This window comes from Corynebacterium pseudotuberculosis (assembly GCF_002155265.1).
Taxonomy (GTDB): domain Bacteria; phylum Actinomycetota; class Actinomycetes; order Mycobacteriales; family Mycobacteriaceae; genus Corynebacterium; species Corynebacterium pseudotuberculosis.
The window spans coordinates 1,106,687-1,123,175 of sequence record NZ_CP021251.1 but is presented as its reverse complement, the minus strand read 5'-3'; the positions used below and the strand labels follow the sequence as shown (position 1 = coordinate 1,123,175).

The following is a 16,489-nucleotide window of genomic DNA, read 5'->3' as shown; positions in this document are numbered from 1 at the left end:
AACCCTTAAATTTTGTTTCATAGCCAGTACCATGAGTTGTGATAGAACACGTGAATCACTAAGGGGTACTCTGCTGTGTCCAGTCTTTTCCATTATTTGGCTGATCATCCAGTAGTACTTGTCTTCTTACTCTGCGGGTTAGGCATGGCACTTGGTCGTATCAAACTACGTGCTATTGGTCTTGGCGCAGCAGGTGTTTTATTTTGTGCCATCGTCTTCTCCGCTGTTGCCACCCGATACGGAGTCCAGCTGGCGTTGCCCACCGATATCGGTCACTTTGGTCTTGCGTTGTTTGCCTTCAACATCGGGATCACAGCTGGGCCAAGCTTCTTTCACAGCGTGAAAAACTTTCTTCTACCGTTATTGGGAACCACCGTCTTATTTGCGGCAGTCGCTGCTGCTGCTTACGGCATAGGCGTGCACCTTTTTAAACTAGATATCGCCGTTGTAGCCGGCACATACGCCGGTGCGCTAACAAACACTCCCTCCCTAGCCGCAGCCGGAGCAGCCTCGGGAGAACCTGCACTGGCAACAGTGGGATATTCGGTGTCCTATCTATACGGCGTAGTAGGAATGATGATCGCAGTGCTTTTTGCCCTGCGCTATTCCCGTACCGATAGGGATGCTCCCTCGCCTTTGGACAACCAAACAATAGTGGTTGATCGCACCGATAAGCCCACTATCCAAGACATACTCGCCTTGGTAGATCACAAAGTAACGTTCTCCCGCATAAAAAGCGGCGACCATCCCGTCCAACACGCGGCACCCGAACGAGTGCTCCTTAAGGGAGACCTCATCACTGTTGTGGGACCACGCAAAGACATCAATCATGCGGCAACACTTCTAGGGCGCGATTCCGCCCGCTCACTCACACAAGACCGCTCTCAGCTAGATTTCCGTCGCATTACCATCTCAGACCCCAAGATTGCCGGACGCACAGTATCGTCATTAAACCTAGCCAACGACTACCACGCCACGATCTCCCGCGTGCGCCGTGGGGACATAGATATGATCGCTCAAGCCGATCTAGTCCTCCAGGAGGGCGATAGAGTTCGTGTGGTCGCCCCTACCAAAAAGATGCCGCAGATTACTAAGTTCTTTGGTGATTCCGCGGGTGGGTTAAGCGACATTAATCCAGTTATTTTAGGTTTGGGCATGGTAGCTGGTCTGCTATTAGGCGGTATCCCGATCCCAACAGGCGACGGTTCCACTTTTCATATCGGTGCGGCAGCAGGCACGCTCATCGTAGGATTAATCCTAGGAAAGATAGGCCGAATCGGGTCGATAGTCACAACATTGCCATATACAGCAACCATCGTGCTCTCCGAATTTGGTCTGCTTATCTTCCTGGCTCAAGCAGGCACCGTAGCAGGCAGCCAAATCATCCACGCCTTCAGTTCTGGCGAGTGGCTAAGCATCCTAGCCCTCGGTTTCATCTTGACCTCACTCCTCGCGGTCTCCATGTATGTGATGATGCGATGGATGTTCGGCATGGGTGGAACCAAACTAGCCGGATATATCGCCGGGGTGCAAACGCAACCAGCAGTCTTGGCCTTTGCCAACTCACGCACTGGTTTTGATCCCCGCATTGCACTGGGCTACTCGCTCATCTATCCAGTCGCAATGATCGCCAAGATCCTCACCGCTCAGGTCCTCGCCGGGCTATAGGACTCTGAGCTTAGGCTTATCCACGCCCCCACCGTCCCTATGCGCGCGTCGCATAGTTAGAGAGGTAATCCGCATGCACCACAGCCCGCCGTTGCCCACGGGGGAAGCTGGACATGGGAAGCCCTTTAAGCGCGTTAAGCGTAGCGGAGTCAACAGAGACCTCTCCCCGTCCTACGACTTCTCCGCCGGGCCCATGAATTTCTACGATCTCCCCTGCCTGAAAATCACCTTCAACATCTGTGATCCCCACTGCCAGCAGTGAGTTTCCGCCGGCTGTGACGGCCTCCACTGCGCCCGCGTCAATACGTAAAATTCCCGCCACGTCAGCGGTATAAAGCACCCAAAATTTCCAGGCAGAAAGTCGGTCTTCCTTAGGATCAAAGACCGTTCCCACGCGAGCGGAATCTAATGCCGCGCCTATGCTGTCCGCAGAGGTAAGCAAAACTGGGATTCCCCCACGAGAGGCAAGACGCGCAGCCGTGACCTTAGCCGCCATGCCACCGGTTCCTACGCGTCCCCCATCGCCAGCGGCCACGTCTTTGAGGTCATTGCCATCGCGGATTTCATGAATAAAACGCGCACCAGGGTCTATGGGGTTGCGGTCATAAAGGCCATTCACGTCCGAAAGAAGAACTAATGCGTCTGCACAGGTGAGGTGAGCAACGAGAGCAGAAAGTCGGTCATTATCGCCAAAGTGCATACCGGTGGTTGCCACGGTGTCGTTCTCATTGACCACAGGGACAGCCCCCAACTGAAGAAGTCTATTGATTGTGCGTTGCGCGTTGCGAGCACGATCACGGCGTCCGGCGTCTGAGGCTGTAAGTAGGACTTGACCGATGGAACGACCATATCGTCCAAAAGAGGTCCCCCATGCATGGGCAAGGTATACCTGCCCCACGGAAGCCGCAGCCTGCTTGGTGGCCAAGTCGGTCGGGCGCTGCGTGAGCCCTAAGGGCCCCATGCCCGCTGCTATAGATCCTGAAGATACGACGATAACCTCGGAGCCGCGTTCCATGCGGGCCTGGAGGGCGTCGACAAGCTTGTCTATGCGCATCGGGTCGACCTGAAAGTTCTCGTTTGTCAGCGAAGAACTGCCAATTTTTACCACGATGCGGCGCGCCGCACGGATACGTTCACGCACAGGTGAATCGTGTCCATACGCCGGCGAGTCGACAATCTCAGCCGGCAATTCTGGGAAGCCTTGGGAGCTGGTGGCGCCAGTATAAGGCGAACTCGCTAAACCGGTTCCGGTGAGTTCCGTGATGCCAAAGGGGTCGTGGCTATTCTCCATGAGGGTTTAGTGTAGCCCCGTGGAGAACTGCGCATGCCATTCCCCCTTCGAGTTAGCTCTTTTAGAAGGCTAGCCCTGCCACCGGTCACGGTTAGCGGACTCTCGAGTGACTTCTTGTCCCTCACCAAAATCAAACTCGTCGATAAGACCACGACGCACCTGCGATGCTCGCTTACGCTCGGAAGCGGACATACGGGTGTTCTTGTCCAGGCGCATGTCTGTCCCACGCCCGGACATGGTCACCTCTACGCCAGCAGCAGTGGTTGGCTCCCACTCAAAGGAGACCTCGCCAATGCTGACGGTACAGCCAGGACGCGCGCCCTTTTTAAACAGCTCTTCTTCCACTCCCATGCGTGCAAGTCGGTCTGCGAGATATCCCACGGCCTCATCGTTTTCAAAGTCCGTCTGGATGATCCACCGCTCAGGCTTCTCGCCCAACACAACGTAGCCGTTTTCCACATCAGGATCTTCGATAATCTCAAAGTCCTTCTTCTTTTTACGGGAATCCACGGCTTGTGGACGCACCACGATGCGCTCTTCGCGTTTTTGCTTCGGCCGCTTACGACGATCCTCTTGCACAATCTCCAGCAGCTTATATCGCAGCGGATCGAGTCCCTTACGGGCTACAGCAGAGATGATGAACACCGGCCAACCAAATTTCGCTTCAATATCCTCTTTGAGAAATTCCGCCAGCTCCAGTGCGTCAGGTATATCCACTTTGTTCAGGATCACGATGCGCGGGCGATCTCGTAGATCCCCCAATCCGGTGTCCTCATCCAGCGCAGACTGGTACGCCGCGAGCTCAGTTTCCAACGCTTCAATATCCGAAATCGGATCACGCCCTGGTTCCATGGTTGCGGCATCCACCACATGAGCAAGAACCGCAGTTCTCTCGATATGGCGTAGGAAGTCTAGACCTAGTCCTTTGCCTTCTGAAGCACCAGGGATAAGTCCAGGAACATCGGCGATGGTAAAGGTATCGTGGCCCACTTCCACCACGCCCAGGTTGGGCTGCAAGGTAGTAAAAGGATAATCGCCGATTTTTGGCTTTGCAGCGGAAAGCACAGAAATCAACGAGGACTTACCAGCGCTGGGGAACCCCACCAGTCCTACATCCGCCATGGATTTCAGCTCTAGAACCACATCGTGGGCCTCGCCTGGCTCACCCTTCAGGGCAAAACCTGGCGCCTTACGAGCCGCCGAGGCCAAAGCAGCGTTACCAAGTCCGCCAAAACCGCCCTTTGCCGCAACAAACTTCATTCCGGGAGACGTCAGATCTGCAAGGGTCTCACCATTTTGAGCAAGGACCACAGTACCTGCGGGTACTTCTAGTACCAGGTCATCTCCACGCGCACCGTTCCGGTGATCGCCGGCACCGTTAGCGCCGCGCTTTGCCTTAAGGTTAGGACGATAATGGAGGTCAAGGAGGGTGTGCACCTGGTTTGAAACCTCCAGGACAATGTCTCCTCCGTGCCCACCATTGCCGCCGTCTGGGCCACCGAGCGGCTTAAATTTTTCGCGGTGCACTGAGGCACATCCGTTACCGCCATCGCCGGCTTCAAGGTGCAGAACAACTCGGTCTACGAATCGTGCCATGAGTGGGTACCTTCCTAAATTAGGTCCAAAGTTTACATACGCCCCCAGCAGCGCCTATGCAGACCGATCCTAGCAAGCGCTTAAAACATCGCAGGGGTGAGTAAAGAAAAAACCTGACCGCAGTGCATGGAGCAGATGCAGTCAGGTGAAGATAAAGTTGTGTACTTTATCCATTTCCTGGCGGCATGGAGAAGATCTGAACACCGCCAGAATAATTAAGACTTAAGCGTCAACGGTCTCGTTTTCAACGATGTTGACCATACGACGGTTACGCTTGGTGATGAACTCCACAGCGCCAGCCTTCAGTGCGAACAGAGTGTCGTCGCCACCGCGACCGACGTTCTCACCTGGGTGGAACTTGGTGCCACGCTGACGAACGAGGATCTCGCCGGCGTTGACCTGCTGGCCACCGAATCGCTTAACACCAAGGCGCTTTGCCTCAGAGTCACGACCGTTGCTGGAGCTAGACGCGCCCTTCTTGTGTGCCATGTGGTTTTCCCTCCTTTAGGAAAATGCGAGCCGCGAGGCTTACTTGATACCGGTGACCTTGATCACGGTCAGCTTCTGACGGTGACCCTGGCGCTTCTTGTAGCCGGTCTTGTTCTTGTACTTCAGGATCTTGATCTTCGGGCCTTTGGTGTGCTCGACGATCTCAGCATTGACGCTCACCTTAGCAAGGTCAGCTGCCTTTGTGGTCACATTAGCGCCATCGACGAGCAGGACGGGGGTGAGAGCCACGGACGAACCCGGCTCACCCTCGATCTTCTCGACCTTGACGAAGTCACCTTCGGCAACCTTGTACTGCTTGCCGCCGGTCTTGACGATCGCGTACATACGAGGGCTACCCCTTATCTGATACTCGGCTCAGACGCCTCAAAAACTGAAGCATCTGAATTGGACTTACGTGATTACATTTCTGCTCTAAGGCATCCACTCACGTTTAATATCTCGCCCCGCATTGAGTGAGGCGATAAATCGACCTCTCGATACAGGACATACACATAGTAGATCGCCTTAAAACAGCGACTGTCAAAGACTACCCTTAACAGCTCGGAAAAAACAAATACGTTAGTTTCTCTTTGTCGCCGTGCGCACCCGACGCGCCACGCGTCGCCGCCCTCGGCCCGCAGATGATGCCTCGCGCGTTTCCGGCACCGTCTCATCTTTCACGTACACACCGGAAGATTCCTCACCGATAACAGCCTTACGGGGCGCTTTCACCACGGTTTTACGCACGGCACGCCGACGGCGTCGACCCTTCGCCGTCGATTCTTCTTCCGCAGTCTCAACGACTGATGGAGCAAGATTTGTTTCTTGGAACCTCCTGCGCACGGCACGCCGGCGCCTCCCGCGTAGAGAATCTATCTTCACATTACCCGTCGAGTCGGTATCGTCCGCAGCCTCTGATTGCGTTGGGTTCTCCACGGCCTTCCGCGTTTCTCCCTGTTTCCTGGCCACGCGGCGTGAGCGGCGGCTACCTGAATAGGTCTCCTCAGAAGCTTCGCTTGCAAACGTGTCTTCTTCGGCGCCCTCGGTGACGTCGATACGCTTAAAATCCTCCGGTTTTGGCGCATGATCCGATACGGAGTTTCCACGCACCGCACGTTTTCTACGCGGAGAATTCTCAAACGCTGCCAGCGCTTCCTCGTAGGTCACAGAAGTAGTGCTGCGGCTGAGCTTATTACCCGATAGCGGCAGATGATCGGCACCTGAGGGCTCGTCTGGATCTTCTGTAAAAGCTCGGTCCAAAGCCGCGTCGACGATGTCCATAACATCGTCCGCTGCTCCCCTGTCCTTTCGCTTAGAATTGCGCAAGCCGCGACGCCTTCTGCGCCCCTTCTTCTCCTTGGATGGCTCCAGCAAACCAGGTTCCGCAACGTCACTCGCCACGGAGTCCACGACCTTCTCAAGCTCTACGTCATCGATCACCACAGCTGCGGCAAGATCATCAATGCTGGTTCGAGTATCAGCAGCAAGGCTGGTGTCAGCAGTGCTGGCGTCAGAGGTATTGGAACCAGCGGCAGAGCCAGCCTCCTCATGATGCTGCATTGCTATAGCAGCAGGATGCTGCGCCGGATCTTGATGAGCAACCCCATGTTTTCGAGCTGCCTTAGCCTTTCCGGAACGTGCGCGCGAGGACTTCTCAATAGCGGCATCCGAAACGCTTTGTTCCACGGGGTCATCGTGAATGATGACTCCACGGCCCTCGCAATGCTCGCATTCGGTGGCAAAAGTCTCTAGCAAGCCCGTGCCAAGACGCTTTCGAGTCATTTGCACCAGGCCTAACGACGTCACCTCAGAAATCTGGTGACGCGTCCGGTCACGGCCTAGTGCCTCGGTGAGTCGACGCAACACTAGATCCTGGTTTTCTGAAAGGGCCATGTCAATGAAGTCCACCACGATCATGCCGCCAAGATCGCGCAACCGCATCTGTCTAACGATTTCTTCTGCAGCCTCAAGGTTATTACGAGTTACCGTTTCTTCAAGATTGCCGCCAGAACCCGTGAACTTCCCGGTGTTCACGTCAATGACTGTCATAGCTTCTGTACGGTCGATCACTAAGGTTCCGCCAGAGGGAAGCCACACTTTCCGCGACAAGGCCTTGTGCAGCTGTTCATCTACGCGGTGCACTTCAAACGCATCGCGATCCTCGTGGGCTTCCCGATCAAACTTAATCAGGCGATCCTGTAGCTCAGGAGCTACTGACTGGATATAGGCGTGAACGGTATTCCAAGCACGGTCGCCGTCGACAATTAGCTCCGAGAAGTCCTCGTTGAAAAGATCACGCACCACCTTCACCAACATGTTGGGCTCTTCATACATGGTGACAGGCTTAGCACCCTTGGAGTTTTTCTCCTTCTCCGTGAGCTCTTGAATCTGATTCCACAGCTTGTGCAACCGATTCACGTCCGCAGCGATAGCCTCCGCAGAGACATTTTCCGCAGCGGTACGGATGATAGCTCCGCCGTCTTTAGGCACAACCTCTTTGAGGATATTCTTCAAGCGCGTCCGCTCTGGAGCAGGAAGCTTGCGAGAAATACCCGCGGTGCGCCCGTTAGGCACGTACACCAGGTAACGCCCTGCGAAAGAAATCTGGGTGGTCAACCGCGCACCCTTGTGGCCTGCGGGATCTTTGGATACCTGAACAAGCACCTGATCGCCGGACTTGAGGGCCTGCTCAATACGCCGCCCCCGGCCTCCTAAGCCTGCGGCACGCCAGTCCACTTCGCCCGCATAGAGAACGCCATTGCGGCCTTTTCCAATATCGATAAATGCGGCCTCCATGCTGGGCAGCACATTTTGGACGCGTCCCAAATATATGTTTCCGATCATTGAGGACTGCGTATCGCTGGTAACAAAGTGCTCAACTAGTAGATCGTCTTCTAAAACGCCCACCTGGGTCACTACTCCAGGATGATCACTCCGCTCGCGTTCCCGCACAATCATGGTGCGCTTTACAGATTCCCGGCGCGCCAAGAATTCTGCTTCTGAAACGATATGCCGTTTATTCCGCGATTCTTCTCGCATCTCCGCACGACGACGACGCTGCGCTTCCAGGCGCGTAGACCCTTTGATCCCTACCGGTTCGGTGATCAGTTCCTCGGTCTTTTCCTCACCAGCGTCTTCACTGTTCGGGGATTCCTCGAGATCCTCAGAGAAGGAATCCTCAGAATCAGTTCGCTTTCCTCTCCCCGTGCCTCGGCGACCGCGGCGGCGACGACGAGACTGCGCCGACTCCTCATCATCCTCAACAGAGTCATCGACGTTGCTTTCCAGTTCTTCCGCTGGCGTCGGCGCAATGAACAGTGGCGTGGGGAAAGCCGGGGCAGACAGTCCCGGAGCGGGCGTGATCTCTGGCTCGATATCTGAAAGAAGCTCCGCTGCCTCGTCCTCGATGATTACTACGATCGTATCTTCTGCTACTGCGTTTTCAGAAGAATCCTGGTGGTCTTCCTCGCGCACTGCCTCTCGGTCTTGCAGTTCACGCTCGACTTTTTCTTCGATCTGGTGGATCTCATTTTCCACATTCTTTTCTATTCGTCGGCGCAGCTTCTCGGATTCCTCCGGATCATCGAGCTTGGCGGCCTCAGCATCAGGGTTAAGCTCACGCTCGACTTTTTCTTCGATCTGGTGGATCTCATTTTCCACATTCTTTTCCACCCGGTGGCGCAGCTTTTCTTCGGCTGAGTAGCTGTCGATGTGGTGGGCGTCGAGTAGCTTCAGGGCTTCTTCGCGGGTCAGCGTCGACTGCGCAACCTTAGTAAGCCCTAGTGTGGCAAGAGTAGCGATGAGTTCACGTGAACTTACCGACGCTAATTTAGCCAGCGCATGCACCCTAATCCGGTCGCCGATCGCATCACGATCAACAGGCACCACCGTATCCTGCGTAGCAGTATCCTCAGCGGTCTTTCGCGTCGCGGTCTTTCGTGTCGCCCGACGCGCAGGCACCTTTTTTGTGGTCTCTTCAGCCACGAATCTTCTCCTCAAATGTCTCTTCGCCATCTCACTGCCACAATCCGGGCGCTGACAACCTGCCAGCGTTTCCGCCAAATACGCAGTTCGTCGCCGCCGCACAGACATGCAGGGACTCGATTTTAGTTATAAAGCTTCGTTCTTCTATGGGACTAGCTCAGCGTTTTACACGCCGCGGCTGTGCTATACATGGGGCACCCCACGATGTACTTCTCACAACCACGGGTGAAGCGAACGATTGCACCCACGCTGTTCATTCTGACATACCAACAGCCAAACATGGGCGAGGCAGTCCCCCAAATAACCCAGCCACCCCAATAGCACATATGCTATTCCCTGCTCTCACATGCATGCCAACACTATGCTGTTATATTGACTGCATTTTTCGCAGCATTCCTGTCCCCCTATCAAAGACGGTGGTCCCATGTTCTGTTCTAGCCCACCATGGTGGCACTATTGTGCGGGTTCATTAGGCGCCGGCGCGATAGCAACCCTCTATATCTATGGGCAATGGTTGTGGGCGGCGGGACTCATTGCTCTTCTAGCATTGTTATTCTCTAGGATCCTTAATCATCCGTGCTACACACTTTATAAAATTCGTATCGACAACGTCAGCAATAATGCTGCGGATCGAGCAATGCGCGGGGGCTTGGTAGGATTTTCCGTCTTTCCCGTAGTCAGTGTTTTCTTATTGTGGGATTTCCACCCGGCTATCACATTCCTTATATGCACGGCACTCGCGCCGTTCCTGATATCAAACATCACAGCCTCTTCGCGTAAAGGAAAAGACCTGATTACGCAGCATGGCAGAAATGCCGACCCTGCGGCTATGGAAAATCTCCCGTCACTTACGCATGCGGAAGCGAAAATCATAGAACTTCTAGCTGCTGTCGGCGCCACAGATGGCTCGCGAGCTCAACTCGGCAGTTTAGCCAAGGTCTCAGGTATCCCTATGGAAGACCTCACCCCTGCAGCGCATCAGCTTATCGACGCCCGCATCCTCACCGTTTTCACCGGTTTATCCCCCGCAGACCCAGAGGGATGGTATGTAGAGCTCACCCCCATCGGCTGTGCCCTCGCCGTGCGCGACCAAACAGCCAACGCGACCTAGTGGGATACACCGCGGATATGCCCTCCAAAAGAACGAAGAACCGGCACAGAGTAGCCGGTTCTTTCTTTCCAGACGCTAAAGCCTCCCAGGGGACCACGCTTTAGAGGTTGGGGAACCAAATACCAATCTCGCGCTCTGCGGACTCAGGGGAATCAGAGCCGTGGACAACATTGGCTGACATCTCAAGGGCAAAGTCCCCACGGATGGTTCCAGGAGTAGCCTTGGATACAGGATCGGTACCTCCGGCGAGCTGACGCCAAGCCTCAATAGCACGCGGTCCCTCAACAACTCCGGCCACTAAAGGTGCGGACGTGATGAACTTAACAAGCTCACCAAAGAATGGCTTATCTGCATGCTCTGCATAGTGCTTTTCAGCTGTCTCAGTATCCGCAACGCGTAGATCTAATGCGCTGAGCTTAAGGCCTTTGCGCTCAATGCGGGCGATGATCTCTCCGACCAGCCCGCGCTCGACGCCGTCCGGCTTGATCAGAATCAAGGTACGTTCACTCATGCAACACACTCTAGCCAATCCCACACAAAACCAAGTAGTTTGGTGCCCTGGAAAAGATCTCCCCAAAATAATGCAAATGTTTTAAGGAGAAAACATGGTAAATGTTCCCAGCCAACCGCGCGTCTTTACTGCCGCAGACGTTGAGCGTCTTATATCTCCGAGCAAAGCTCGCGATTTGCTTCGACGCGCGCTCAGCACGTCTTTTGATCCCTCAGAGGACCCCGCCCGTCTCATTCTTCCGACGCCCGCAGGCCAACTCCTTGTGATGCCTTCGGTCATCGATGGCTGGGCCGGCACAAAAATCGCCTCACTTGCCCCCGGCAACGCTCAGCGAGGACTTCCCCGCATTCACGCAACCTATGTGCTGATGGAGCCAGAAACTCTGCAGATCTGCGCGCTTATAGACGGCCAAGCTCTCACCACCTTGCGCACACCAGCGGTGTCTGCTCTAGCTGCCGAACTGCTACTCACGCCGCAAGAATCCGCCAGCCCCCGCCGCCTCGTAGTATTTGGCACTGGCCCCCAAGGCCTAGGGCACGTGGAAGCCTTTGCTGCTCTGTGCACGCTTTCCGACGTAGCAATTGTCGGCCGCAACTCGGACACAGTTGCGTCCTCCGTGGGGAAAATGCAGGAAAAGGGCATACCGGCGCGTGCTGGTGATGCTGCGGATGTCCGGACAGCAGACATCATTGTGTGCGCAACCTCTGCACGCACGCCATTATTTGAGGCCGCAGACGTACCAGACCACGCCGTTATCGTAGCGATGGGTTCGCATGAGCCAGATGCTCGCGAGCTCCCCGGCGACCTATTCCAGAACGCTTACGTAGTTGTAGAAGATGTTGCCACCGCACTGCGTGAAGCTGGCGATGTGATCATGGCTATCGAGGAAGGGCACCTCACTAAAGAGCGCCTTGTTGATCTCCGCAGTCTGGTGGCCGGTACGGCACATCCAGACACGCAACATCCACGTATTTTCAAAGGTACTGGAATGAGTTGGCAAGACCTTGCGGTTGCTACCGGAATGATGGAGAAAACCCCGCGGTAGAAACCTGCTTGGTTTCCCCACGGGGGTTAAAGATGCTGAGTGGTGAGTAACCCGCGCTTCATTCTCTCAATGAGATTTTTGCGAAGATACAGCAGGTACCACCACACAGCAATATAAATGATGGCCATGATGCCCATGGAAATGTGTACAACAAATCCGGCGAGGGCAAAAACCTGAATCCCAATATTTGCTTTCAGGGCCCAACGTTTCTTTTGCAGGAAAGACAGTATGAGCATCGCCGTGGATACAGCGGTGACATATCCCCAGTTAAAGGTTGTCCAGTGGATGCCGTTATCAACGCGCAAAATAACGGTAAGCACCAGGTAGAAAGAGATGGCCTGCATCATCATGGTCCCAGCCATAACACCGCGTAGCCCCTTCATCGGGTCCTTGGCTGGCTCGCGCCCAGGACCGAGCGGTCCGTATTCGATTCCATCATCGGAAGAGCGGGTCATGCAGGTTCCTTTCCAAAGAGAGTGCGAGCTTCTCCCGCGGTGATAACGGAACCTGTGATGATGACACCTGCACCCGATTGGATGTCGGTATCCTCAGCCAATTCGACGGCAAGCTCAACCGCCCCAGGAAGGTTGTAGGCCACGTGGACGCGTTCCTCCCCAAAGATATTTCGAGCTTCCTCGGCAAGCTCCTCAGCCTCCAGGGCACGCGGCGAAGAGTTCGTAGTGACCACGATTTCTGAAAGATAGGGTTCAAGCGATGTAAGCACACCGCGATAGTCCTTATCGCTAAGCACCGCTACTACCCCGATCAGTCTTGAGAAATCAAAATCCCTATCCAGCGCCTTCCCAAGAGCCCCCGCGCCGTGCGGGTTGTGAGCAGCATCAATGAATACTGTCGGTGCAGTACGCACTCTTTCTAGGCGTCCAGGTGACTGAACTGAGGCGAAACCTTCGCGGACTGTGTCCTGATTTAGTTGCCGGCCTGCTCCTGCGCCAAAGAAAGCTTCCACTGCGGCTAAAGCGCAAGCGGCGTTGCGGGCCTGGTGCTCGCCAGATAATGGCAGGAAAATGTCAGTGTAATCGCCGCCGAGTCCACGAATACTCAGCTGCTGTCCCCCCACGGCGACGGTGGATTCGATCACGCCAAACTCAGCTCCTGCTCGGGCAACGGAGGCGTCCACAGAAACTGCTTGTTCCAAGATTACATTCATAGCCTTGGGGTCTTGTTCGGCCACAATAGCCACGTTGTCCGGCGGCGTAAGCAAGTCATCAATGTCCCATCGAGACTTAATGATCCCGGACTTTTCCGCCGCGATCTCCTCGATGCTCTCGCCTAGGAAATCCGTATGGTCGAGCCCCACCGGCATGACCACGGCAACATCGGCATTAATCACGTTCGTGGCATCCCATTGTCCGCCCATTCCTACTTCAACCACTGCAACGTCTACTGGCGCATCCGCGAATGCTGCGTAAGCCATGGCCGTGAGCACTTCAAATTTGCTCATTTTGGGTCCGCCAGATTCCTCCGACTTGGCATCCACCATTTCCACGTATGGTTTGATTTCTTCCCAAATCCTCACGTATTCACGCGGGTGGATCGGCACACCATCGACGGCTATGCGCTCAGTGACCAACTGCAAATGCGGACTTGTGGTACGCCCAGTGCGACGATGAAAAGCACGCATAAGCGCCTCAATCATGCGCACTGTCGACGTTTTTCCGTTAGTTCCCGCAACATGAATCGCATTGAATGCACGCTCGGGATTTCCCAACAGATCCATGAGGAGTTCTACTCGCTCGAGAGTCGGGTCAATCTTGGTCTCCGACCACCGCTGATCCAGTTCGGCTTCTACCAAAGCAAGCGACGCGAGATCCTCTGGGGTGATCTCAGAGGATTCCGGAGCATTGGCTTCCGCATGCATGGAGATGGGAAGCGATAGTCCTTCCTCACTGAGTTTCACCTCTCCCATTCCAAGGTTGGCAAGCTCCTCTTGTAGGGTCTCATCAATGGTGCGCTCAAGCTCGCCCTCATCATGCGAATGCTGCTGGTCAGCCACTTAGTTCAGCTCCTCAAGGCGAGCGTTGATACGCTTTACCTCTTCTTCTGCGATCTTCTGACGGCTGCGAATTTTCTCCACGACGGCCTCGGGTGCTTTAGACAAGAATGCCTCGTTGCCGAGCTTCTTAGCTGTGGTCTCCAACTCCTTGGTTGCCGCTGCCAGATCCTTCTCTAAGCGTTTGCGCTCAGCAACTTTATCCACGGTTCCGGAGGTATCCAGAGAAACCACAACGGTAGCCTGAGACAAACGCACTTCAATGCTTGCCGACGCCACAAAGTCATCCCCAGGGATCTCAAGCCGTGCCAAAGACCGCACGATGTTTTCCTGCTCTTCCAGGTCGCAAGCGCCAAAGTCCACGCGAGCGGGAACCTTCTGAGAGGGCTTCACTCCCTGGTCTGAGCGGAAGCGGCGCACCTCAGTGACGAGCTTCTCCACATCAGCTATACGACGAGCAGCGGTTGCGTCGATAAGCGCACCACCGTTTGTTTCCGCCTCGGTGGGCCATGCCGCTACGTTAAGCGACTCGCCATCGGTCAGAGCTTTCCACAGAACTTCCGTGACAAATAGCATAGCAGGGTGCAGCATCCGCAGTACAGCATCCAGTACTTGGCCCAGCACGAGCTGAGTGTTTTCTCCCCGTTTACGCTCCTCAGGTGTTGCGGAGTCTACGTCACGCGGAATCTGTACCTTGGCAAACTCCAGGTACCAGTCGCAGAATTCTCCCCAAACAAACTGGTAAAGAGCCTCATTGCCCTTAGCAAACTGGTACCTATCAAAGTAGGAATCCACTTGAGCTCGGACCTGCTCAAGGCGGTCTAGAATCCAGCGGTCGGCGTCGCTAAGCTCCTCGCGAGCAGGAAGGTCGCCCACGCGCGCGCCATTCATCAGCGCAAACTTGGTGGCATTGTAGAGTTTGGTGGCAAAGTTACGAGAGCTCTGCGCGGAATCTTCACCAACAGGCAGATCGACACCGGGGTTGGCCCCACGAGCAAGGGTAAAACGCAATGCGTCCGCGCCAAAACGTTCCACCCAATCCATGGGATCAATACCGTTACCCAGGGATTTACTCATTTTTCGGCCGTGTTCATCACGGACAAGGCCGTGCAAGAAAAGGTCAGTAAACGGCACCTGCGGGCGACCATCGCGGCCTTTTCCAAGAAGTTCCGGAGTGGACTCAGATGCAAGCGTGCCAAACATCATCATGCGGGCAACCCAGAAGAACAAGATGTCATAGGCAGTAACTAGGACGGAAGTCGGATAGAACTTTTCCAGCTCAGGAGTCTTTTCCGGCCACCCCATGGTGGAAAATGGCCAGAGAGCCGAACTAAACCAGGTATCCAAAACGTCAGGGTCCTGCGTATAGCCCTCAGGTGCTTGTTCATCGGGCCCCACGCACACAATGTCTCGCTGACCGTCGGCGTCCTCAGGACCGTACCAAATCGGAATACGGTGGCCCCACCACAGCTGACGCGAAATACACCAATCGTGCATGTCATCGACCCACTCAAAGTAACGTGGCTCTGCGGACTTGGGGTGGATGACTGTATCACCCTGGCGTACGGCGTCGCCCGCCATAGCGGCTAGCTCTTCCACGCGAACAAACCACTGCAGCGATAGACGCGGCTCGATGGCTTCGCCCGATCGCTCTGAATGCCCCACCGAGTGCACGTAAGGGCGTATCTCCTTGACGATGCGCCCTTGCTCTGCCAGAGCCTCACGCACCTTAACACGGGCCTCTGCCCGATCCATGCCATCAAATTGGGTTCCTGTGCCCGAAATACGACCGGTCGAGTCCATGATGGTGGGCATATCAAGGTTGTGGCGTACACCAAGCGCGTAATCGTTCGGATCATGCGCCGGGGTGATCTTTACTGCACCGGTGCCAAACTCTGGATCAACGTAGTCATCAGCAACTACGATCATCTGCCGATCCGCAATAAACGGGTGAGGCAACGAGGTACCCACCAAGTCTTTGTAGCGCTCATCCTCCGGATGAACAGCCACTGCAACATCTCCCAACATGGTTTCTACTCGTGTGGTAGCAACCACAACGTGTGGCTCGGAATCATCCATGGAGCCATAACGGATGGAGACAAGCTCGCCTTCGACGTCCTTATAAACGACCTCAATGTCAGAAACAGCAGTTTCCAACACAGGAGACCAGTTGACCAGACGGTTAGCCTGATAGATCATGCCGCGGTCATACATCTGTTTGAAAATGGTCTGGACTGCTCGTGAGAGACCCTCATCAAGGGTAAAGCGCTCGCGAGACCAATCTACGGAATCACCGATAGCTCGCATTTGCTTACCGATTGTTCCGCCGTACTCGTTTTTCCAATCCCAGACGTGACCGATAAATTCTTCGCGGTCATAGTCCCATCGGCTCTTGCCCTCTTTTTCCTTGAGCATGGCCTCGACCTTGGTTTGAGTCGCAATCCCGGCATGATCCATACCCGGAAGCCACAAAACCTCAAAGCCTTGCATTCTCTTGCGTCGCGCAATGGAATCCATCAGCGTATGGTCCAAGGCATGACCCATATGAAGCTGGCCAGTTACATTTGGCGGCGGAAGCACAATTGAGAACGGCGGCTTAGAGCTAGAGGGGTTCGCAGTAAAATAACCAGCATCCACCCAGCTTTGATAAAGCTCCTGCTCATGAGCTTGGGGATCCCAGCTCGCGGGGAGACGGTCAGCGCGGTTCGCATTCTCATTATTCGCAGTCACGTCGACCATCTTAGCGTTAGCGCCAACCACACTTCACGCTGGGGTTTTTAGGT

The 16,489-nt window shown here is 55.0% G+C and carries 12 protein-coding genes; 3 read left to right on the top strand and 9 right to left on the bottom strand.

From position 1 onward, the window contains the following. Positions 1–75 precede the first annotated feature (75 nt). A complete protein-coding gene (locus tag CpATCC19410_RS05255; protein ID WP_013242443.1) occupies positions 76–1,668 on the top strand; it encodes an aspartate:alanine exchanger family transporter in 1,593 nt (530 codons plus the stop codon). 37 nt (positions 1,669–1,705) lie between these two features. On the opposite strand, the gene proB is transcribed toward CpATCC19410_RS05255, so the two are convergent. From proB to CpATCC19410_RS05230, 5 genes are all read right to left on the bottom strand, one after another. Beyond that, positions 1,706–2,959 (bottom strand): glutamate 5-kinase, encoded by a 1,254-nt coding sequence (gene proB, locus CpATCC19410_RS05250; RefSeq protein WP_013242444.1) that lies wholly within the window; start codon positions 2,957–2,959, stop codon positions 1,706–1,708. A gap of 69 nt (positions 2,960–3,028) precedes the next feature. Beyond that, positions 3,029–4,555: a GTPase ObgE gene (gene obgE, locus CpATCC19410_RS05245; RefSeq protein WP_013242445.1), complete on the bottom strand. Its 1,527-nt coding sequence runs from the start codon at positions 4,553–4,555 to the stop codon at positions 3,029–3,031. Between the two features lie 222 nt (positions 4,556–4,777). Then, a complete protein-coding gene (gene rpmA, locus CpATCC19410_RS05240) occupies positions 4,778–5,044 on the bottom strand; it encodes a 50S ribosomal protein L27 (RefSeq protein ID WP_013242446.1) in 267 nt (88 codons plus the stop codon). Between the two features lie 39 nt (positions 5,045–5,083). Beyond that, positions 5,084–5,389, bottom strand: coding sequence for a 50S ribosomal protein L21 (gene rplU / locus CpATCC19410_RS05235; protein WP_013242447.1), 306 nt, complete (start codon positions 5,387–5,389; stop codon positions 5,084–5,086). Positions 5,390–5,623: 234 nt separating this feature from the next. Next, positions 5,624–9,028, bottom strand: coding sequence for a translation initiation factor IF-2 N-terminal domain-containing protein (locus CpATCC19410_RS05230; protein WP_014401325.1), 3,405 nt, complete (start codon positions 9,026–9,028; stop codon positions 5,624–5,626). A gap of 424 nt (positions 9,029–9,452) precedes the next feature. Between CpATCC19410_RS05230 and CpATCC19410_RS05225 the strand changes: the two genes are divergently transcribed. Continuing rightward, on the top strand, positions 9,453–10,139 hold the full coding sequence (locus CpATCC19410_RS05225) for a hypothetical protein (RefSeq protein ID WP_013242449.1): 687 nt from the start codon (positions 9,453–9,455) through the stop codon (positions 10,137–10,139). A 100-nt stretch (positions 10,140–10,239) separates the two neighbouring features. Here the strand turns inward: CpATCC19410_RS05225 and ndk are convergent, their stop codons facing one another. Then, positions 10,240–10,650 carry a nucleoside-diphosphate kinase gene (gene ndk / locus CpATCC19410_RS05220; RefSeq protein ID WP_014300875.1) on the bottom strand — a complete coding sequence of 137 codons (411 nt, stop codon included), beginning with the start codon at positions 10,648–10,650 and terminating at the stop codon, positions 10,240–10,242. Between the two features lie 94 nt (positions 10,651–10,744). Here ndk and CpATCC19410_RS05215 point away from each other — a divergent pair, with 94 nt between their 5' ends. Continuing rightward, entirely contained in the window at positions 10,745–11,695 is a 951-nt protein-coding gene (locus CpATCC19410_RS05215) for an ornithine cyclodeaminase family protein (RefSeq protein WP_013242451.1), read from the top strand. Positions 11,696–11,721: 26 nt separating this feature from the next. On the opposite strand, the gene CpATCC19410_RS05210 is transcribed toward CpATCC19410_RS05215, so the two are convergent. Genes CpATCC19410_RS05210 through CpATCC19410_RS05200 form a run of 3 tightly spaced genes read right to left on the bottom strand, consistent with a single transcriptional unit; the run spans position 11,722 to position 16,445 of the window. Beyond that, a complete protein-coding gene (locus CpATCC19410_RS05210) occupies positions 11,722–12,150 on the bottom strand; it encodes a DUF4233 domain-containing protein (RefSeq protein WP_013242452.1) in 429 nt (142 codons plus the stop codon). Continuing rightward, the gene (gene folC / locus CpATCC19410_RS05205) at positions 12,147–13,709 is read right to left on the bottom strand and encodes a bifunctional tetrahydrofolate synthase/dihydrofolate synthase (protein WP_013242453.1); all 1,563 of its coding nucleotides are present in this window, start codon (positions 13,707–13,709) and stop codon (positions 12,147–12,149) included. The genes CpATCC19410_RS05210 and folC overlap by 4 nt, the downstream gene beginning before the upstream one ends. Beyond that, positions 13,710–16,445 carry a valine--tRNA ligase gene (locus tag CpATCC19410_RS05200; RefSeq protein ID WP_014522455.1) on the bottom strand — a complete coding sequence of 912 codons (2,736 nt, stop codon included), beginning with the start codon at positions 16,443–16,445 and terminating at the stop codon, positions 13,710–13,712. Positions 16,446–16,489: the final 44 nt, after the last annotated feature.